The sequence below is a fragment of the Blastopirellula marina genome (assembly GCF_002967715.1).
GTDB lineage: Bacteria > Planctomycetota > Planctomycetia > Pirellulales > Pirellulaceae > Bremerella > Bremerella marina_B.
The window spans coordinates 283,575-304,048 of record NZ_PUIA01000037.1; the positions used below are offsets into that span (position 1 = coordinate 283,575).

General features: G+C 56.7%; 14 protein-coding genes. 9 read left to right on the forward strand and 5 right to left on the reverse strand.

The genetic code is table 11. The annotated features are described in order from the left end of the window. Positions 1–374: 374 nt before the first annotated feature. The 5 genes from C5Y96_RS13085 to C5Y96_RS13105 all read left to right on the forward strand — a co-directional run bounded on the left by C5Y96_RS13085 (position 375) and on the right by C5Y96_RS13105 (position 8,428). On the forward strand, positions 375–1,529 hold the full coding sequence (locus C5Y96_RS13085) for a fatty acid desaturase family protein (protein ID WP_105353955.1): 1,155 nt from the start codon (positions 375–377) through the stop codon (positions 1,527–1,529). Positions 1,530–1,667: 138 nt separating this feature from the next. Next, positions 1,668–2,099: a YidH family protein gene (locus C5Y96_RS13090; RefSeq protein WP_105353958.1), complete on the forward strand. Its 432-nt coding sequence runs from the start codon at positions 1,668–1,670 to the stop codon at positions 2,097–2,099. Positions 2,100–2,289: 190 nt separating this feature from the next. Beyond that, positions 2,290–6,690, forward strand: a complete 4,401-nt coding sequence (locus tag C5Y96_RS13095; protein WP_105353960.1) for a discoidin domain-containing protein — start codon at positions 2,290–2,292, stop codon at positions 6,688–6,690. 111 nt (positions 6,691–6,801) lie between these two features. Next, positions 6,802–7,548 carry a hypothetical protein gene (locus tag C5Y96_RS13100; protein WP_105353963.1) on the forward strand — a complete coding sequence of 249 codons (747 nt, stop codon included), beginning with the start codon at positions 6,802–6,804 and terminating at the stop codon, positions 7,546–7,548. A 124-nt stretch (positions 7,549–7,672) separates the two neighbouring features. Next, the gene (locus tag C5Y96_RS13105) at positions 7,673–8,428 is read left to right on the forward strand and encodes a hypothetical protein (RefSeq protein WP_105353966.1); all 756 of its coding nucleotides are present in this window, start codon (positions 7,673–7,675) and stop codon (positions 8,426–8,428) included. 25 nt (positions 8,429–8,453) lie between these two features. Here C5Y96_RS13105 and C5Y96_RS27605 read toward each other — a convergent pair whose 3' ends face one another. The 3 genes from C5Y96_RS27605 to C5Y96_RS13120 form a co-directional block, all read right to left on the reverse strand. Then, positions 8,454–9,626 (reverse strand): hypothetical protein, encoded by a 1,173-nt coding sequence (locus C5Y96_RS27605; RefSeq protein WP_199188696.1) that lies wholly within the window; start codon positions 9,624–9,626, stop codon positions 8,454–8,456. Next, complete coding sequence (locus tag C5Y96_RS13115) at positions 9,616–10,128, reverse strand: anti-sigma factor family protein (RefSeq protein ID WP_105353969.1); 513 nt, start codon at positions 10,126–10,128, stop codon at positions 9,616–9,618. The genes C5Y96_RS27605 and C5Y96_RS13115 overlap by 11 nt, the downstream gene beginning before the upstream one ends. Positions 10,129–10,265: 137 nt before the next feature. Next, the gene (locus tag C5Y96_RS13120; RefSeq protein WP_105354328.1) at positions 10,266–10,904 is read right to left on the reverse strand and encodes an RNA polymerase sigma factor; all 639 of its coding nucleotides are present in this window, start codon (positions 10,902–10,904) and stop codon (positions 10,266–10,268) included. Between the two features lie 954 nt (positions 10,905–11,858). Here C5Y96_RS13120 and C5Y96_RS13125 point away from each other — a divergent pair. Both C5Y96_RS13125 and C5Y96_RS13130 read left to right on the forward strand, forming a co-directional pair. Further along, positions 11,859–13,529: a DUF1549 domain-containing protein gene (locus C5Y96_RS13125; protein WP_105353972.1), complete on the forward strand. Its 1,671-nt coding sequence runs from the start codon at positions 11,859–11,861 to the stop codon at positions 13,527–13,529. 73 nt (positions 13,530–13,602) lie between these two features. Continuing rightward, positions 13,603–14,871 carry a DUF1501 domain-containing protein gene (locus C5Y96_RS13130; RefSeq protein WP_105353974.1) on the forward strand — a complete coding sequence of 423 codons (1,269 nt, stop codon included), beginning with the start codon at positions 13,603–13,605 and terminating at the stop codon, positions 14,869–14,871. A gap of 314 nt (positions 14,872–15,185) precedes the next feature. On the opposite strand, the gene C5Y96_RS13135 is transcribed toward C5Y96_RS13130, so the two are convergent. Further along, positions 15,186–16,337, reverse strand: a complete 1,152-nt coding sequence (locus tag C5Y96_RS13135; RefSeq protein ID WP_105353977.1) for a GNAT family N-acetyltransferase — start codon at positions 16,335–16,337, stop codon at positions 15,186–15,188. A 241-nt stretch (positions 16,338–16,578) separates the two neighbouring features. Next, a complete protein-coding gene (locus C5Y96_RS13140) occupies positions 16,579–18,483 on the reverse strand; it encodes a serine/threonine protein kinase (RefSeq protein ID WP_105353979.1) in 1,905 nt (634 codons plus the stop codon). 387 nt (positions 18,484–18,870) lie between these two features. Here C5Y96_RS13140 and C5Y96_RS13145 point away from each other — a divergent pair, with 387 nt between their 5' ends. Together C5Y96_RS13145 and C5Y96_RS13150 are read left to right on the forward strand one after the other, a co-directional pair. After that, complete coding sequence (locus C5Y96_RS13145) at positions 18,871–19,950, forward strand: SIS domain-containing protein (protein ID WP_105353982.1); 1,080 nt, start codon at positions 18,871–18,873, stop codon at positions 19,948–19,950. Beyond that, on the forward strand, positions 19,951–20,466 hold the full coding sequence (locus tag C5Y96_RS13150) for a KdsC family phosphatase (protein ID WP_105353985.1): 516 nt from the start codon (positions 19,951–19,953) through the stop codon (positions 20,464–20,466). It begins immediately after the preceding gene. The last annotated feature ends 8 nt before the right edge of the window (positions 20,467–20,474 follow it).

Below are 20,474 nucleotides of genomic sequence, written 5' to 3' on the forward strand. Positions count from 1 at the left end.
GCTTTCCTGAAGCGATCGCGAAAGATTTCTTTGTTGTTATATCGGTAGGCCCTGCCCTTCCCTAGATCGGCCCTGCAATGGCGAATTCGCCATTTGCGAAATTTTACGGCAATCTCGATAATTTAGGCAGAAATTACTGTCTTGGAAGGGTGGGTAGTTGGAATTCCATAAATTAAGCTAGAGGTATGAGTACTCACCTCTCTGGGTTGATGTAATCGTCATCCCTTACCCTCCTTCCGCCGGAAACTTGACCGAGCCTGAATAATTGGCGGAACCCGCCCCATCGCCACAGCCGATTTTGATGCATAGGAAGAAATCCCACTTCATGGACGGACTGACTCATACCGCGAACCCGGCAACGACTCGATACAGCCATGAGCGACACCTCCGACAAATCATTGCAAGCTCCTTTGCACTGTAATAAGACCGACGATTTCTCGATGGCCGAGGCCCGCAAGTCGATCGGCGACTTGTTCCAACCAAAGCCATGGATCTACTGGACCGACTTTCTGCTGAGCTTTTCGGTCGGCCTGGTTTGCTTTCGAATGGTTCGTCAAAGCGAATTGTTCAGCTGGCAGCAGGCGTTGTTCTTCGTGATCAGCAGTGCCCTGTTCTACCGCTTGGCGATGTTCATTCACGAACTGGTTCATCTTCGTACCGGCACCATGACGGCCTTTCGCGTCACGTGGAACCTGCTTGTGGGCATTCCGTTTTTGATGCCTTCGTTTGTTTATTATACGCACCTCGACCATCATCGCCGCAAACACTACGGCACCGACATGGATGGCGAGTACCTCCCGATTGAATACGAAGGACGCTGGCAGATCTTCGCCTTTTTGGCATCCAGCTTTGTCGTTCCTTTTCTGGCCGTCTTCCGCTTCCTGGTGCTCACGCCGCTGACCTGGATCAGTCCGCGCTTCCGCGACTGGGCATTCCAGCATGCTTCGTCGATGGTGATCGATCCGAAGTACATTCGTCCGCTGCCAACCAAGCAGGCGATGCGATTGATTCGACTACAGGAAGGCTTGTGCTTTCTCTGGTGCCTGGGCGTGCTGATCGGTGCGTTGACCGTGGGTGGATATCCTTATCCGTTCCTGGTTCAGGCTTACTGCACCGGGGTGTTTATCTTGACGCTCAACGCCCTGCGTACACTGGTCGCCCATCGCTGGCACAATCACGAAGGGGAAATGACCTTCCTGGAACAGCTGTTGGACTCGGTCAATTTTCCTGGCAACAAGTGGGTAACTCAGATCTGGGCTCCGATCGGAACACGCTTCCATGCCTTACATCACATGTTTCCCTCGTTGCCGTACCACGCGATGCCGGAAGCACACCGCCGCTTGATCGAACAGCTGCCTGAAGGCTCGCCGTATCACCAAACGAACGAGACCTCGTTCACCCACGCGTTTCTCGATCTGTGGCAACGGTGCGGTCGGCTGATGAATCGCAAGAGCGAGCCAGCCAAGCAGCCTGAGTCGCGGCAAGTCGAAACGACGACCAGCCACAACGAGATGGCCAAGTCGGCTTAGCAATTCTCTTGTCCCCTCGTCCCTACAGGGAGAGGGTTAGAGTGAGAGTCGCTCCTTCGGGGCTAACATAAAACGTCCTGACTGCTTCTTTGGCATGATGATTGAACATTCGCTGCGCACCGGTCAGAATCGTTCTTCATGAGCACTGAAGAACAAAAGCCGTTGCCCCCTTCCGATCCGCGTGTCTTCTTTGCCGCCGAGCGTACCATGCTCGCGTGGCTGCGGACGGGGCTGGCCGTGATTGGGGTGGGCTTTCTGGTGGCTCGCTTTGGGCTCTTCCTGCGGATGCTGCGTAACCCTGGGGTCGATATCAGTCCGCCGCTGTTCTCTTCGCTGATCGGAATTGGCTTTGTACTTTTAGGAGCCACGCTCATTGGCATCTCGGCCTGGCAGCACAGCGGTTTCATTCGCGTGATGACCCTCGAGCAGCGGCCGGCCAATTACAGTATGCACCTGGCCATCTGGGTTTCGGCGGTGGTCACCTTCCTGGGGCTGGCACTAGCAATCTACTTGCTTCTGAGTGTCTTTACCGGCCAGCCGATTCACGCAGCTGGGGCGTCTGGTTCGTGATCTCCTGCAGAGGGGATTCAGCGTCAGATTGGCTTGTTTTCGGCTGAAATAGAGAGAATTATCTCAATCTCACGTGACATCTTGTCGGCCGCGCGGGTTCCGCTTCAGGCCGGATGAACTATAGTAAACGTGGACCCTCTCCCCACATTCCCTCCCCCGAAAACTTCTAAAGCAAGTAGGTTTTTCCTAGATGACATTCCCTCGCTCGCTTTTTGCCCGCGTTTTGTCTGTGGTCACGCTTTGCCTGGTGCCGGCTTCCCTTTGGGCCGCCGATGCCCCAAAGCCGATTAAAGCGTTACTGGTGACTGGTGGTTGCTGCCACGATTACCAGACGCAAAAGAACATCATCAAAGAAGGGCTCGAAGCCAGGGCTCACATCGAGGTGACTGTCGTCCACGAAGGGGGCAGCACCACCGATACCAAGATTCCGCTCTATCAGAATCCAAACTGGGCCGAAGGTTACGACATCGTTCTGCACAACGAATGCTTCGCCGCGGTGAAAGATCCAGCGTGGACGGCTCGCGTTTTGAAGCCACACCAGGAAGGGCTGCCAGGCGTCGTGATTCACTGTGCGATGCACTGCTACCGCGATGGGACCGATCAGTGGTTCAAGTTCTGCGGCGTGACTTCGCACCGTCATGGAGCCCATTACCCCCATGCCGTTTACAACTACGACGCAAACCATCCGATCATGGAAGGCTTCGGCCCTGCCTGGGCCAACCCGCAAGGCGAGCTCTATCACATCGCCAAGGTGTGGGAAAACACGCACGTGCTAGGAGCTTCCAAGGAACTGAACCAAGGGGACGAGCACGCGTGCATCTGGACGAACCAGTACGGCGATGCCAGGGTTTTCGGCACCACGCTGGGTCATCACAACGAAACGATGGAGGCCGATACCTTCCTGAACATGCTGACCCGCGGCACGCTGTGGGCCTGCGATAAGCTGAATGACCAGTACCTGAAGCCAGTCGATTCCGCTCCGAAGCTGGTTCCCGTGAACCTGGCACTGAACAAGCCGGCCAAGGCATCGAGCGAAGAGACCGGCAAGAACAACTTCGCCAAGAATGCTTGCGATGGCGACAAGGCAACCCGCTGGTGTGCTAGTGGTGCCAGTTACCCACAGTGGCTGGAAGTCGACCTGGGCGAGCCTAAGGAACTGCGCGGCGCGCAGATCGACTGGGAATCGGAAGGAGGCGTCTACCAATACACGATCGACGGCAGTGCCGACGGTAAGACCTGGATGACGATCGTCGACCAGTCGAAGAAGAACGACAACAAGCACGACTTTGAATTCGTCTCAGGCGGTTTCCGTTACATCCGCGTTAATGCCGTAGGTAGCCAGCACGGCGGCTGGGCTTCGATTCGCGAACTGCGTCTGTTGGGTAAGGAGATGGTCGAAGTCGCTCCGGAGAAAGCCAAAGAGGACGAAGACGCCAACACCCTGGCCGAAGTGAAGGTGCCTGAAGGGTTCGAGACAACGGTCTTCGCGGCCCCGCCAGCGGTGAATTACCCCGTCTTTGTGGCCGCTTCGCCCGAAGGGGACGTTTACGTTTCGGTTGATAAAAATGGTTCGCTCGATCGCGAACTGAAGCGTGGTGCGATCCATCGTTTGCGAGACACCGACGGCGACGGCAAGGCCGATGAAGTGAAGCTGTTCGTGCCGGATGTCGACTCGCCGCGCGGGATTGTGTGGGATCGCGACCGGCTGTACGTGCTGCACCCGCCGCATCTGAGTGCGTTCATCGACGAAGATGGAGACGGCCGCAGCGACAAGCAAGAGATTCTGATCAAGAACCTCGCGTTCACTTTCAAGGATCGCCCGGCCGACCATACGTCCAACGGCGTGACCCTCGGGATCGATGGCTGGTTGTACCTGGCGATTGGCGACTTTGGTTTCATGGAAGCCGAAGGGGCCGACGGGCGTAAGCTGCAGATGCGTGGTGGTGGCGTGCTGCGTGTTCGTCCCGACGGCTCGAACATGGAAGTCTACAGCAACGGTACGCGTAACATCCTGGAAGTGGCGGTCGACCCGCTGATGAACGCCTTCACGCGTGACAACACGAACGACGGCGGCGGCTGGGATATTCGCCTGCATCACTTCAGCGGCCTGGAAGACCACGGTTATCCTCGCCTGTACATGAACTTCGGCGAAGAGATCGTCCAGCCCCTGGCCGACTACGGCGGTGGTTCGGGGTGTGGTGCGCTCTACATGGACGAACCAGGCTTCCCCGAAGGTTACGGCAATGCCCTGTACACGGCCGACTGGGGCCGCAGCTGGATCTATCGCCACAACCCAGCCCGCAAAGGAGCGACCTTCGAGGTCAACCAGGAAGAGTTTTTGGGCATCCCGCGCGTGACCGACCTGGACGTCGACGCCAACAGCAACATTTACGCTGCGAGCTGGAAGGGTGCGACCTTCACCTACAACGGCGAGAACGTCGGTTACCTGGTGCAGGTAAAGCCGAAGGGATACCAGGCCGAGGCGATGCCGAATCTGCGTGAAGCGAGCGAAGACGAATTGTTCGCAATGCTGTACTCGGAGAGCCATCGTCGACGCTTGGCGGCTCAGCGCGAGTTGATTGCCCGCTGCAATTTCGGCAACGAAAAAGGGGCTGAGCTTGGAGCAAAAACGTTCCTGAAAGCAACGAATATTGCCAATGGCCAGGAGCTTGATCGCAAGAAGCCGTCCGTGGAAACACGCGTCGCGGCGATCTATCTTGCAACGCAATTGCTTCTCAAAATGGATGCAGCGGAAAAGCAAGTCACGCTCAACGATGCCTTTGATAGGTTCATTCCCTTGCTATCGAATAGCGATGTCGGGCCACTCGTTATTCGGGCCTTGTCTGATTATGTCGCTACCGGCAGCCCTCGGTTGAATTTGAATACTCGGGGGAAGATCGAACAATTGGCGGAAGAACAGTTCAACAGCAAGAATCCACGAATGGTTTTGGAAGCCATCATTGCCAAAGGTCGACTTACGCCACCTGAGGCAACACGAAATCATCAGAATGAACGAGCTGGCGGAGCAGCTACGTTCTTAGGTTCCGACGATCCAGTACTTCGCCACACGGCGTTTCGTGCCGTTGCGAATCTTGGAGATCACGAGGCGATGTTTGCGATCATCGACGGCCGCACGGCTAGCGAGCGTAAACGTCAATTCGCTCTGTTCGCCCTGCAGCGGATGCACAAGCCCGAAGTGGTGGATGGTTTGATCGAGCGTCTGGCCAAGGAAGGCTCGGCCTCGCGTCGCGAAGGTCTGCTGACCGCTCTGTGCCGGCTCTACTTCGTCGACGGCGAGTGGAAGGGGAACAGCTGGGGGACGCGGCCTGATACGCGGGGTCCATATTACCAGCCAGAGAAGTGGGAGCAGTCCGATAAGATCGGCGGCGTGCTTCGTAGCACGTTGGCTTCGGCCGATAGCCAGGAGTCGGCGTTCCTGCTGAAGCAGCTTCAGCGGCATCGTGTTGAGCTCGACGGCACGCTGCGTCTGGCTTTGGAGAAAGCGGCCAACGATCCTCAGTTTGCCGCCGCGGCAGTCAACATGATTGCTTCGTCCAGCGAACTGCCTGGCGAAGCGATTGGCCTGCTGAAGTCGACCGCCACGGCCGATGGGACCGAAGCAGAAGTCCGCGGTCAGGCCGTCACTGCCCTGCTCCGCAGCACCGACGCGGAAACCGTGAAAGCGGCATTGGTCGGCCTGACGAAGCTGCACGCAGCTGACGCTGGCGGTGCCCCGTTCAAGAAGGCATTAAGCGACTTCCAGAACAAGGATCAGCTCAGCCGCCAGATCGGTGTGCTGGAGGCTCTCGCCAAGACGCCAACCACCGGGCAGGCGGTTTGGGCCGAGGCGGGTCTGTTGACCCTGTCGCAGCAGAAGAAGCTTTCGCCTGAGGTGGAAAGCACCGTGAAGAGCTCACTGGAAGCAGGCTGGAACGACCCGGCCCGCCAGGTGCAGCTGCTTCAGGCTGCGATGATCGTCAACGATCGTAAGCTGGAAGATAAAGTCCGCGGGCTACTCAACAGCAAGAGTGTCGAAGTCGCTTCGGCTGCCGGCAAGGTGGCTGCGGCCTGGAATCTGAAGGCCGAGATGAACCAGCCGACCGGTCCCAAGGTGGGCACCATCGATCCGACCGAGGTCATCAAGATGGTGGTCGGCATGAAGGGGGACAAGGCTCGCGGCGAACAGCTCTTCGCCAAGATGACCTGTAACAAGTGCCACACGGTCGATCCGAACGAAACGCCACGCGGCCCTTACCTGCCGCAGGTTGCCAAGACCTACAAGCGGGATCAGCTAACTGAAGCGATCGTCCTGCCGAGCAAGTCGCTGGCCCAAGGCTTTGTGACGAACATCTTCCAAATGGAAGACGGGCGTCTGCTGTCGGGCTTCATCACCTTCGAAGGTCCCGAGAAGATCGTCATCCGCGATAATCAGGGGAACGAGATCACGCTGAATCCGGACGACATCCTCGGCCAGAAAAAGGACGATATCTCGATCATGCCGGTCGGTCTGGCCAACGAAGCCACTGTGCAGGAACTGGCCGACCTGGTGAGCTACCTGGAAAGCCTGGCCTCGAAGGCTGGCAGCAAGTAGTTTTCCGATCGACTTCATAGACTCTCGAATCCCGGTGAGACATAATCATGCCCCACCGGGATTTTTTTGTATCTGGCGGTTCTCCTTCTTCATGCTATCGCGAGTCTTGCGATGTTCGAGTGGTTGCGATCGATCTTTTCCTCTGCCCCTGTGTGTCCCGTGAATGACGAGGAACGCCAGTGGCTGGAAGAACGCTTTGAGTGGTTGATCGAAGAGTTCGGCATCCAGCGGCTACGACGGGCAACGACTGTCTTGCCGACGACCGAGTTCTTCCCCAGCCAGTGGCACGGCACCGAAGATGATGTCCACCAGATTCTGCTGGTGGTTGCCGAGCATATGGATGTCGATCCCGATTACGTGCGGGTGACTTTCTACAGCGAAGGGCCGGCTCCGATTGAAGGGATGGCACGCGAGGGATCGCTGGGCACGTACAACGAATCGGAAGACTGGGACTTCTACGACATTCGGATCAATACGGACGCCATCGACGACCCACTGGGGATTGTCTCGACTATGGCGCACGAGCTTGGCCACGTGCGTCTTCTGGGGGAAGAACGCATCTGGGCGGAAGCACCTGACAACGAGCCACTTACCGATTTAACGACTGTCTTCTTTGGCCTGGGGATCTTACGAGCCAACTCGGTGATTCGCCAGAAGTCGGTCGGCGGCGGGTCGAGTCTGTCACGCAGCGGATACCTTTCGATGAATATGCTGGGTTACGCTTTGGCCCTGTATGCCCTGGCGCGAAAGGAAACGAACCCGACGTGGCTTAAGCACTTGCGTCCCGACGTTCGTTGGGCATGTCGCAACACGTTACGACTAAAGCTACAAGAAGAGTCGAATATAGAGACATTGTGAATGGAGCGATTTTCCTTGCCAGCTTTGGCTTCGGTTGCCATAACAAACAGACATCGACCGGCCACCCCACTACGTTTCGGCCGGCCCTTCCTGGCGTGCTCATGGCAAACCGGAGACCTGGGTGATGTCTCTCTTCTTGGTTCGATTGATCGTAATTTGTGTGATCGTTGGCGGAGGCCGGGCGGCCTTTGCAGGCGATCCTTCCCCACTGGAAAAACAGCAGCATGCGATCTCGTTGATGCGTGTTAAGGGGCACGATCTGAAAGTTTGGGAGTCGGTCGCAGGGACTTACTGTGAACTGGAACTGTTCGAGCCTGGCGCGGAAGAACTGGCCGCGGTCGCTTATCTTCCGCGACTGGTCGAGTTGGAAATCCACGGCGGCAAGCTCACGCCGCGTAGTGTTCGGCAGATGGGCAAGCTCGAGCATCTGACGCGCCTTTCGCTGGAAGACTGCCAATTCCCTGCAGGGAACCTCGCTTTCCTGAAGCATCTTACTTCGCTCGAGCGGTTGTACTTTTGTCAGTGCAAGTTCGAAGGGGCGAGCCTTTCGGAGCTCGGCTCTCTCGATCGACTGTACTACGTCCGCATCAGCGACTGCGTGCTGGAAGACAGCGGCAACCTGGTGTTTCCTGCAGACATGCAGCGGCTCACGCGGCTGTACGTCTACGACACATTCGTCAATCAGTGGAGCTTCCAGCAACTGGTTGGAAGTAACTATCTGACGTCCCTCAAGTTTCAGGATGCAAAGATCACCGACGAGTACCTGAGGTATGCCGCCCCCGGCGAGAACCTGGAACGCCTGCGGGTGTACCACCAGATCACGCACACAGCCGGCGAACAGTTTAAGCAGAAGTTCCCCGAGGTGCGGTTTTATTACTGACGCATATCGTCAATTGTCAGGCAGCCTACACTTCGTCCTGCGGCTTCGGTGCCGGTACGTCTGGGCGCTTGGGTGGTGCCCCGAATTCCCCGTCACGCATCGGTGGTGGGCCGTCGAATTCTGGTGGACGTGGTCCTCGTTCGCCACGCATACCACCACCTAGAGGAGGACCGCCTGGTCCGCGATCGCCCCGCCCTTCGGGTCCGCGTCCATCGGGTCCACGATCGTCGGGGCCTCTGCCGTCGCCTCGGCGATCATCACGGTCTCGATCCCACGGCGGTCCCGGCGGACGACCACCGAAGAAGCGGGTACCGTTCTCGCGCATGTACTCGCGGCGCAGTTCCGAGTCGAATCGCTCTGGCGGCAGTGCGGCCAGTTCGGCCTGCCGTTTCTCAGGCAGCTTGCGATAGAACTTCTGCAGTTCGTCATCGTCCACGCGGCTTTGGAAGTGCGAGAAGACGGCGGCCTGCATCAACGCGGCCAGCAGTCCGCGCTGGCGATCTGGCGGTTCCGATTGCAGTTTGCTTTGGGTTTCTTTGTCTAGCTGAGCGGCAAGCTGCTGGAAGTCTTGGTCCGACGGCATGATCGCTTTGACATCCGGCACGCGGAACATCCACACCCAGATGACGAACAGCTTGCGGTCGTCGGAGGCATCTTCCAGGCGATCCTTCAGCCAAGGCACGCGTTCGTAGAGCTTCGACTCGTTGGCGAGGATCTCCATTTTGTGGGCACTGAGCCACTGGTCGAACCAGGTGCGAATGGCCTGGAAGTCTTCTCGCTTGGGTTTGATGTCGCGGAACGCGTCGCGCGTGAACTCTTCAAACTGCTTACGCTCTTGCGTCGCGATAATGCGTTTGATCTCGGTGATACGCTCTTCCGGCGGAAGCTCTTGCAGCTTCAGACGCTCGACCGAACTGATCGTCTTCAGCCAGTCGTAATAGCGGTGCATCACCTCGCGCAGTTGGTCCCCTTCGGCATGCTCGTCGAGTGCCTCGTTCAACGCGATTCGCCGATTGCGTTCGTCGGTGGGAAGCTTCTCGAAGCGTTCCAGCTTCAGCCGCAGTTCCGACTTGTCGGCGGCCGACATGACTTCGATACGGGCAACACGCTCGGAGGTTGTTTCCTGCGAGTGGCCGATCAGGGCGGTCACCATCACCAGGGCAACGACCGTTGCGGCGGAGAGAGCGTTACGATTCATCGCTGGTCTCTCCTGTGAATAGGCCTTCTTTCCGCAGGGCTTCGAGGAACTCGATATTGTCGACCCGTTCCAACTCGTCAACGTTCTCGATCACCGGCAGGTTCTCGACCAGCACGCGATCGGGGCGACCGAGTCGCCACTGGGTGAGCATATAACCCATGCCAACCAAAGCCACAATTCCCAGGGCGATGCCAACCTGGCGAGCCAGTGCGGTGCGTTTGCGCTGCTGCTCGTAGGCTTGAATCTCTTGCGAAGCGGCGACGGTGATCATCTCGACCGTGGTGCGGACGAACTTTTCGTCGTCGAGATCGGCTTTGGGCAGTGCGTCGAGCATATCCCATGCGCGATCGAGTTCGTCGAGCCGGCTGCGGAACGATTCGTCCTCGGCCAGGCGAGTTTCGACCAGCGAGCGTTCCGTTTCGGTAAGCTCGTTGTCGAGATAGGCGGCCAGCAGCTCGTCTACCTCGGTCTTCGTGTCGGGATGTGCAGTGGGATCGGTCATGGCTACGTCGCTAGATTGCGGGACTTGCCCGCTTGATCCACTAATGTTCCTTGATGTTTGATGGTCTCCAGTCCCCTCTCTCTCTTCTCCCTGTGGGAAGAGAGAGAGGGGACTGGAGGGATTGTCAAACAGGATGCTTAGGGGACGGTTCCTTCTTGTAAGTAAGGTTGCAGGGCTTCTTTCAGGTTGGCCCGGGCGCGGGACAGCAACGATTTGATGGCCTGAACCGACATGCCCATCGTTTCGGCGATGTCGGCGTAGCTCATCTCTTCAAACTTCGAGAGCAACACGGCCATCCGTTGTCGCTCGTTGAGGGACTCGACGGCCTGACGGACGATCGAACCCATTTCTGATTTATCGAGTTGCCGGGTCGGCATCATGCCGCTGGCAGCCGTGGCGATTCGCTCCATGGGATTGGCCGGCTGGCTACCCGATTGTTCGGCGGCGTTGGTGACCTGGACTTCCTTACGGCGGGCCAGACTGCGGCGGGCATTGCTGGCCACGTTATTCACAATGGTGAAAAGCCAGGTCGAGAACCGTGAGCCTGGGACGTACGACTTGCGCGAGCGGTACACGCGCATAAAGACATCCTGGGCAAGGTCTTCGGCCAGATCTCGCTTCCCCACTAAGTGTTCCAAGACGGTGACGACTCGGCGTTGGTAGCGGAGCATAAGCTCTTCGAACGCCGCGGCGTCGTCATCGCGCACCAACAGCATGAGCCGGACATCCGGATCTTGCAGTTCGTATCTTCGGGCAGTCGATTCCGAAATCGACAAAGCTTCTTCTCCGCGAGCCGACGTGACAAGGACAATCCAAGGCGCATGGAGCGCCTTGAAATTCAGTCTAGGGATTGGCATCGGCAAAAACTAGCAGCCTGATCCCTAGGCAGGCTACCGTCTGTCGCGTCCGCTTCGGATTTATCATCACAAGGAGCAATCATCCTGGGGCACAACCAAAGAAACCCCGATCGTCGGTAAAGGTTCTGTGGCCCCCACGAAAGAGTGGGTTTGGGGCATTGGGAATGAAAAGCAGGCTTGGTGACTGGAATTTTCGTCGGAATCATGGAACTGACGTCGCCAACGCGTAAGTAATTTCTTTTGGCACGAGTGTTGCATATATGTCTAGCATCCTAACGGAGCTGAGACAGGGTCGGAACAGAGAAGAGGATCCTGGATAACAGGGGCCGGTATTAAGAAGAGGCACACCGGTTTTTGGCCTTAATCCTTTAGAGGCATTGGGTTAAGGTCGTTCCGAAAGGATGATAAGAGGCTTGAGTTGGAAGGATCTCCCCCTTCCACACGAAATAGGACAGGCGAGTTCGTTTAACAGAGACGACTCGCCTGTTTTATTTTGCACGTTGCGAAATTGAACAATGTGCAATTCTGATACGCCCCGCGTGGGGGTGCAGGTGCCGCGAAATGCGATACCAAACCGAAAAAAGAAAATTCAGGATAAAAAGTCGCAGATTTCGTGGGTCGGAATAATCTAATCGAATTTCGTAGAATAATAGAGATAGGCCCGCATCTTGTCCGTCGGCGAGAAAAACTCGCAGAAATCGGTCTGATTCCAGAAATTCGCCGAGTACATTCATAGTGCAGACACGTTTATCCAGGTGGAGTTACGGCATTCCCCGAATGTCTTGTCAGGATAGTAGCTCACGATGGACGAACCTAACTCGTTACGCACGAGGGCTTTTCGCCGTCCATTTTTAGTCGCAGAGAGGTATCCCCATGTCGCGATGGCAGTTTGTTCCCGTTACGTTCGGCTTTGTGCTCGCATTGGCCGCGGGCCTGAATGCCGCAGATAAAGCGGAAGATTATGGCATCCCTCAAGTTGCCACGATTAACGAGAAGATCCGTCTCGGTTGGGAAGACTATGGAATTTCGCCCTCGCCGGAAGAAGTCGATACCGTTTGGGCCCGTCGCTTGTTTCTCGACGTGCTGGGACGAGTGCCGTCGGTCGACGAACTGAACGAGTTCCAGCGTGATCGCAGCAAGGAACGTAAAAAGAACCTGGTCGACAAGCTGCTGTTCGACGAACAGTACGCCGAAGAATATGCCCGCAACTGGACCACCATTTGGACCAACGTCCTGATCGGTCGCAACGGCGGTACCGACAACAACTCGCAAATCAGCCGCCCGGGGATGCAGAAGTATCTGCGGGATAGCTTTGCCCGCAACAAGCCCTACGACCAGATGGTCAAAGAGTTGGTAACGGCCACCGGTGCTAACACGCCTGGCATGCCCAACTTCAACGGGGCCGTTAACTTCTATATGGACAAGCTGGAAGAAGACGGCGTCCAGGCTACTGCCAAGACCGCCCAGATCTTCCTTGGGATGCAGGTTCAGTGCACCCAGTGCCACAACCACCCGTTCAACGAATGGAAGCAAGAGAAGTTCTGGAACATGAACGCCTTCTTCCGTCAAACGCGTGCCCAACGTGGTGAAATGCCAGCCGGTGGCGACGACAACATGCGAGCGATGACGCTCAACAACGTCGACTTCATGGGCGAAGGCCGCAACATCAACAATGCCGAAATTTACTACGAACTGCGTAACGGCCTGCTGAAGGTCGCTTACCCTGAGTTCCTGGATGGCCAGAAGATCCCGACCAGTGGTCGCGTTGCAGAAGTCAACCGTCGCGATGAACTGGCAAAGTTCATGATCGATTCCGAAAGTCTGCCGGAAGCGATCGCCAACCGTTACTGGGGACACTTCCTTGGTTACGGTTTCACCAAGCCTGTCGACGACATGGGACCGCACAACCGTCCAACCCATCCCGAGCTGGTCACCTACCTGGGTACCGAAGTTCGCGGTAACAGCTTCAATCTGAAGGATCTGATCCGTTGGATTACCTTGAGCGAAGCTTATGGTCTTTCCAGCAAGATCACCAAGGGGAACGCCCTGGACGATCCGACCGTTGGTGAACCACCGAAGTTCAGCCACTTCTACCTGCGTCAGATGCAGGCCGAACAGCTGTACGAATCATTGTTGGTCGCTACGGAAGCCCACAAGACACGCGGCAACTACGAAGCTCAGGAAAAGAAGAAGAGCGAATGGATGCAGCAGTTCGTCACCGCTTTCGGAACCGACGAAGGGGACGAAGCGACGACCTTCAACGGTACCATTCCTCAAGCTTTGATGATGTTCAACGGCGACCTGGTGATGGACGCCGTCAGCACCAAACAAGGTAGCTTCATCCACCGCATGGCCGCCGAAGGCCGCGATGGCAAGGAAGCAATCAATCACCTGTATATGGCAACCATAGCTCGCCGCCCCACGCGAAACGAGCTGCAAGCTGCGAACTACCTCATTGGTGTTCATAAGGGAGATATGGCCAAGGCGATGCAAGACGTCTTCTGGGCTCTCCTGAATAGCAACGAGTTCATTTTGAATCACTAATTTTCGACGTACTTCGATCCAGTAACAACACCGCTGGCCCGAGTCGTCGGGCGCATCAAGTAAGGACTTTATTATGAGTTTTGCACCACAGGGGATGACCCGACGTCACTTCATGTCGCACATGGCCGGCGCATCGGCCATGATCGCTCCCTCGTTGATGATGGGTAGCGCGATCCAGGCCAACGCTCAAGATCTGAAGAAGCGTGGCAAGAGCTGCATCATGCTTTGGATGGGTGGTGGTCCTAGCACGATGGATATCTGGGATCTTAAGCCTGGCACCAACACCGGTGGCCCTTTCCGTCCGATCAGCACCAAGGGTGACCTGCAGATCAGCGAGCACATGCCGCTGACCGCTAAGGTTATGGACAACCTCTCGGTTGTTCGCTCGATGAGCACCCGCGAAGCGGATCACGGTCGTGGCCGTTACTACATGCACACCGGCTACGTGCCAAACCCAAACATCGAACACCCAAGCTACGGTTCGGTGATCGCCCACGAACTGGCCAGCGACCACAACGAACTGGAAATCCCACCGTTCGTTTCGGTTGGTGGTGGCAGCGTCGGCCCAGGCTTCCTGGGTATGTCGTGGGCTCCATTCACCGTCAGCAGCAGTGGCCAGGTTCGTAACCTGGGTATGAAGGGCTGGGGGGATGAAACCCTGCAAAGCCGCCTGGAAATGCTGCGTTTGATCGAAGGTGGCTTCGTCAACCAGAATCGCGGTCCAGCTGCTTTGGATCATGCCAAGATTCTGGACAAGACGGTCAAACTGATGACCAGCGATCAGATGAAGGCCTTCAAGGTCAACGAAGAACCGGAAGCCATGAAGGAACTGTACGGTAACGATGGCTTCGGTCGTGGTTGCTTGCTGGCTCGCCGTTTGGTCGAAGCTGGCGTTCCATTCATCGAAGTGGACCTGGGCGGTTGGGACAACCACCAGAACATCTTCAATACGCTGTCGGACAACAAGCTGCCGGTTCTCGACCGTGCGATGAGTGCTCTGGTCACCGACCTGAAGCAACGCGGTCTGCTGGAAAGCACCACGATTGTGTGGATGGGTGAATTCAGCCGTACCCCACGCATCAACGGCAACACCGGCCGTGATCACTGGGCTCGCAGCTGGAGCACGGTCGTCGGTGGTGGTGGTATCAACGGCGGTATCGCCGTGGGTGCAACCAGCTCGGACGGTACCCGTGTTGAAACCGAACCGTACAGCTCGGAAGACCTGATGGCTACCGTTTGCCGTGCGATGGGTATCTCGCTCGATACGACGTTCACCAGCAAGAGCGGACGTCCGATGAAGATCGCCAATGGCGGTAAGGTTATTAAGGAATTGGTCGCCTAAAAAAAGGCGAAATATTTTTCGCAGATCGGGAACAATTTGGAAGCCTTACTGCGAACTCCTTAATAGCAAAGCAAAATGAACCTTTCAGAGTTCACTCTCTGAAAGGAAGATGCCCGACGGAAGCTCAACCGTCAGACACATAATCCAACGAAGCGCGACGGTCGAAAGCCCCTGATTACCTCGTGGTAGTAAAGACTTTCGGCCGTGTTTCGTTTCTTGGGATAAAGAATTCGTAATTGATTTGTAGGCAAATCATTTAGAAGTTAAGTGACTTCTGATAGCACTTTCTATCCAAGTTCTTGGATTTGCCGATCTCAAGCAGGCGATTGTTTTTCTTCCAACGCCGTTCGCAGGCGCCCCGTCTTGCGGTCTCGGCAGGACTGTAACCAATGCTTCAGGCGAAGAATCTGGGCCCGTGGTGCTAGCATCGGATAATGGGTCATGCGGCCAACGGTTGCGATGCGTGTCATCCAGCGTCGCTTTGCTTCGAAGGAGCCTGGTCCCATGTCGAGCGTCTTGTCCCCACGCTCGAAACTATCGCGGATTAGCGCGGCAGTCAGTACCGTACCGAGTCCATGTTCGCGAGCCTCAGGCGAATCGCCGCGCCGCAGGCCAAAGACGTGGCCGTCTGAGCAGTAGTTGTAACAAAAGCCGATGGGATTACCGTCGAGATAAAGCATGGCCAGATCCAGCATGCCCAACTCGGTTGCCGCGATGTGACAGTCTTTGATGTATCGGCGAATCGGACGATGGGAAATGGTGGTTCCGGTTGTCGAGTGTCCCTGCCAGCTTTTTTCGGCGATCGCAGTTGCTTGCTCGTATAAGTCCCAGCGAGGATCGCAATCGTTGGCTGCTTTCCCCTTTGGACGATATCGTTCCAGGTGAACGCGACCGGTCAGGTCGTATTTCTTCAGCTTTCGTCGAATATCGCTACGCAGCTTGGGGCTGCGCGAACGAAGGTAGTCGTCCCAGGTCCCTTCAAAATCGACGAAGACCGTTTCGGTCCAGACGCCGGGACTGGGGTTGTAGCCTGCTTCCGACATAGCGTCGCTGGTCAGGTTCAGTTCAAGGTCTTCTTCGGCCAGCCAACGGAGATCGATCATATCCCAGTTGCGCGGCGTATCTTGGATGTGTTGCAGCGCTCGCCCGAGGGTTTGCAGCGGGTTTTCGGCCAGCACGCTGAAGTGTGTTCCCCAGTCGGCAAGTGGGTACGTGAGCACGCGGACCTTGCCCAGACGCGTCGGTTCTTTGATCACCACCAACGGAACAACGCCTACCAGTTGTTGGCCATCGAGGACCAGCAGAACGCGAAGGTGTTTACCTTCGCCGAAGTGCTTCCAATAGATTTGAAGCCACTCGATCGTTTGAAAGAATGTCGCGCCCTGCGTCGATTCCCACAGTCGATGCCAATTGCATCGCACGTACGAGAGATCTTGCGGCTCGTTGATTTCCAAAACGCGAAGCATTCCAGCGTAGTCCTAACCTGGGGGCGAATAGCGGTGAACGTTCCGCTGTCGGAACGTAGTCTGGCTTACTTGAAACCTATGCCGAGAAACGAATCGGGGCTGCTAGATGGTTACGGTTCCCCACGCTAGAGAGAGGGGGCTTCTCGTTAGAATCGCTACAGCCGACAGAAAAGCCAAAGGCCTGCCGAAAACGGGTTTCGACAGGCCTTTACCTGGGAATTATCGACTAGCGGACTTGCGCTTAAAACTCGTTCGAATCGCCCGAGAAGTTCGGGTTTACAGGAAACAGAGGAGCTCGCTTTACGGGAGCCGCCTCGATTGGGCCTGCTTCTGGCGAAGCGGTTTCGGATAGGTCGATTTCGCTCGTGGAAGCTTCGGGCTTCTCAGCAGGCGTGTTCGTCGGAGCTGGCGTCGACGGTGCGGCCTCCGCCGGTGCTTCTGTCGTATTCAGTTCCGGCTTGCGAACTTCCTGCTTGCTCTCCGTTTCCAAAGCTACTTTGGGCTTGGCTGCGGTTGCTTCTTTCGCCGAAGGCATCGCGATCGGTTTGGCTAGCTCGGACTTGGCGAGTTCGACGGCTCCGGCACCATCAGGCGACTCTTGATACAACGAGATTACGCGACGGAAAATCTCGCGTCCCTTTTTCACATCGCCTGAGACAATCAGCTCCTCAGCCTTAAGGACGAAGTCATTCAGCGACGAGTTCTGTACCTTACCAGTGACACGCAGAAGCTGGAGCCGACTGATTTCTTTCTTGGCGATCAAATGGTAGGGATGGTTGTCGACCGTCTCCGGCAGTTCTTCCAGGATCATGTCGTACTGATGCCAGGCCCCCAGGTGATTGCCGTTCTCTTCCAAGCCGCGTGCGTTCGCCAGGCGACGCTCGGCATCGCTGCGGAACTCGCGACCCATTCGCAGGCTGATCGCCAGACGAGCCTCGGCACGTTCCATTTGAATCATGTCGAGCCAGTTCTGCGCTTCGTCGGCGTACTCGCTGTCAGGGTAACGCTCCAGCAGCGGCTTAATATAGCTGTCTTCGGCTTCACGCCATTTGGTGGTGTCTTCGGTGAGCATTAACGGTTCGGCTCGGTCGTGAAGCTGCTTGTCGTTGAGAGGCCTCAGCAGCCACACCATCGCACCGATGACGACAATCAGCGCCAGCCCAAGGAAGATTCGGCTGTTAAAGAACGAACCCCGTTCCAGGTTGCTGGGTTTGTGCAGCAGGCGTTCCGCTTCGCTGCGATCAATACCGATGTCGATGATGCTCTCGCGTCCATTGTTACCGACCAGAGCATGCTCGATCGCGCTCATGCCACGTGCGACGGCATCCTGCGATTCACGCAGGCCTGCGGCAACGGAATCGATATCTGGCGGTCGGCGATCTGGCATCACTTCGATCATCCGCATCACAACCCGATCGAGCCACACAGGGCAATCGAGTTCCAGCGACGCGGGTCGATCTGGCAGCTTCCAGCGCTCGTCGCCAGAGGCGAGTGGATTGAACGGCAGCTTGCCGGTGATCATTTCGTAGAAGACGCACCCCAGCGAGAAGATATCGGTGGCGTCGTCGACGTACTGAGGATCCTCGAACTGCTCCGGAGACAGGTATTGCTGGCGATCCTTGGGGAACAGCAGCAGCGACGAGCGTCGCCAGCGCGGATCGGCCCAGAAACTGGTCAGCTGAACCGTGAGTGGCTTGCGCGGATCGGTCAGACCGGCTCCGGAAAGCAAGATATGTGCAGGGCGAACGTCCAAGTGATGGATGTTCATGTGGTGAGCGGCTGCCAGGGCAGCACAAACCTGCAACCCAATCTCGACCACGGTTTCCCACGGAAGGGGACCATGCTGTTCGAGATACTGCTGAAGGCTGATGCCATCGACAAAGTCGAGAGCAAAGAACGGAATCCCCTGATCGATTCCGGCACCGTGGTAGCGCACGATGTTGGGATGGTTCAGCTTCTGAAGCTGCCGGCTACGCTTCTCAAGCCGTCGCCGTGCCCGGGGATTATCAGCGTATCGTTCGGGCAGAATGCAAACGACCGCTTGGCGTTTCTGTTTTAAATGGAAGCCATGAAATACATGGCTGTCGGGGTCGTTGCCGAGGCGGTTTTCCAGGGCAAACGGACCTAACTTGGATAGCTCAATCATCGATCGTTCCCTCAAATCGGTTAGGCATGCGAGGGGGGTCGCAATCTACTTTGACGCGCGCGTGCAGCGAGTAGTTCGCCTCTTCTGCCAAAAGGTTAAACACTGCAAACCTCAAGCCAGATTCGAACTATTTGCCCTGATGACCGCTTTACTCGATATAAGCTGTTACTGTCACTATACTTCTTACCGCAAAAAATTTCGCATCGAACTTGACTAATATTTCTTGCGTGCTGTCGATCTGAGACTCTTTGTCTCAAAATGAGTCAAATTCATCCGGCATGGTTTCTGTTGAGGCATTTCAAGAAAACCCGTAGAATCGCCCCGCTTGGGAAATCTCCGTAAGCCCAAGTCACGCTATCAATGACCAAGTCAAGGAAGACACGCGTCATGAGTTCTCCCATTCGCAAGGACGACATCGTCGCGCCTCGGGCTCGCTGGATCGAGCAAGGGCAGGCGGCCATTCGGCACGAAGCCGACGTGATGCTGCGCGTTGCCCAGGCGCTGGATGATCGTTTTGCCAGCGCCGTCGAGATGATCCTGAATTGCCGTGGCGATGTGATTGTCAGTGGGATTGGCAAAGCAGGCCATGTCGGAACGAAGTTGGCGGCCACATTCGCATCGACCGGTACCCGTAGCCATTTCTTGCACCCGGCCGAAGCGATTCACGGAGATCTTGGCCGCGTCGGCCAACAAGACATTGTGCTCATACTTTCGCAAAGTGGCGAAACGGAAGAGATCGTCCGGCTGTTGCCCATTCTACGAGGACTGGGGGCGACTCTCATCGCGATGACCTCCTCGGCAGAAAACACCCTCGGCAAAGCAGCTTCTGTGGTACTGGAACTCGGGGGCATTATCGAAGCCTGTCCGCTGAACCTGGCACCGACGGCCAGTACGGCAGCGATGCTTGCCCTGGGGGATGCCCTGGCAATTACGGTGAGCGAGCACCGTGGATTTCGCCCGGAAGACTTTGCCCGCTATCACCCCGGCGGCAGCCTGGGACGGAAGCTGGCGTTTGTGGAAGAAAAGATGCGTCCACTGGCTCAGTGCCGCGTGGCCTCCGATCAGCTTACGATTCGCGAAGTTTTTCAGAAGGTTCGTGTGAACGGACGTCGCACCGGAGCTGTCATGCTGATCGATGCCGAGGGACGCTTGTCTGGCATCTTTACCGATAGCGACCTGGCACGCTTGTTCGAGCGAGACGACCTGGTCGATATCAATGCATCAATCGCGACCGTCATGACGAAATGTCCCAAGACAACCACCGCTGGCACCCGCTTTCAAGCGGCCCTGCATCGTCTGGCGAACGAAAAGATCAGCGAATTGCCGGTCATTGATGCCCAGGGGCGTCCACTTGGTATGTTGGATGTGACGGATATGGTGGGCCAGATTCCTTGCGAGGTCGAGGAGCCAGCCGTGCGGCCCACACTGAAAATCCGTTATCCGAACCAAGACGAGCGAGGGGCGTAGATGAATCTGGAACAGCGTTGCCAGGCAGTCGAACTGCTGTTGACCGATGTCGACGGCGTGCTGACCGATGGCGGAGTGATACTGAACAACGAGGGAGTCGAGTCGAAGCAGTTCCATATTCGGGATGGGCTCGGCTTCAAGCTGTGGCGACAAGCCGGTTTCAAATGCGGCGTGATCACCGGACGAAACTCGCAGGTCGTGCGCCTGCGAGCGCAAGAGTTGAACTTGGACATCGTCCGACAGGGCATCACCGACAAAGGAACGGTGGCTCAAGAGGTGCTCAAGAAGTTCAATCTCGAGCCCCAACAGTTGGCATTCGTAGGAGACGACTTGATCGACCTCGGGGCGATCCGCCTGGCAGGGCTGGGGATTGCCGTCGCCGATGCGGTGGAAGAGGTCAAGGAAGCGGCCGACTATGTGACCAAGACCCCAGGCGGCAAAGGGGCGATTCGCGAGGTGATCGAGATGATCCTCAAAGCGAAGAAAGTCTGGAACGACATTATTCACACCTATTAAGCACGGAA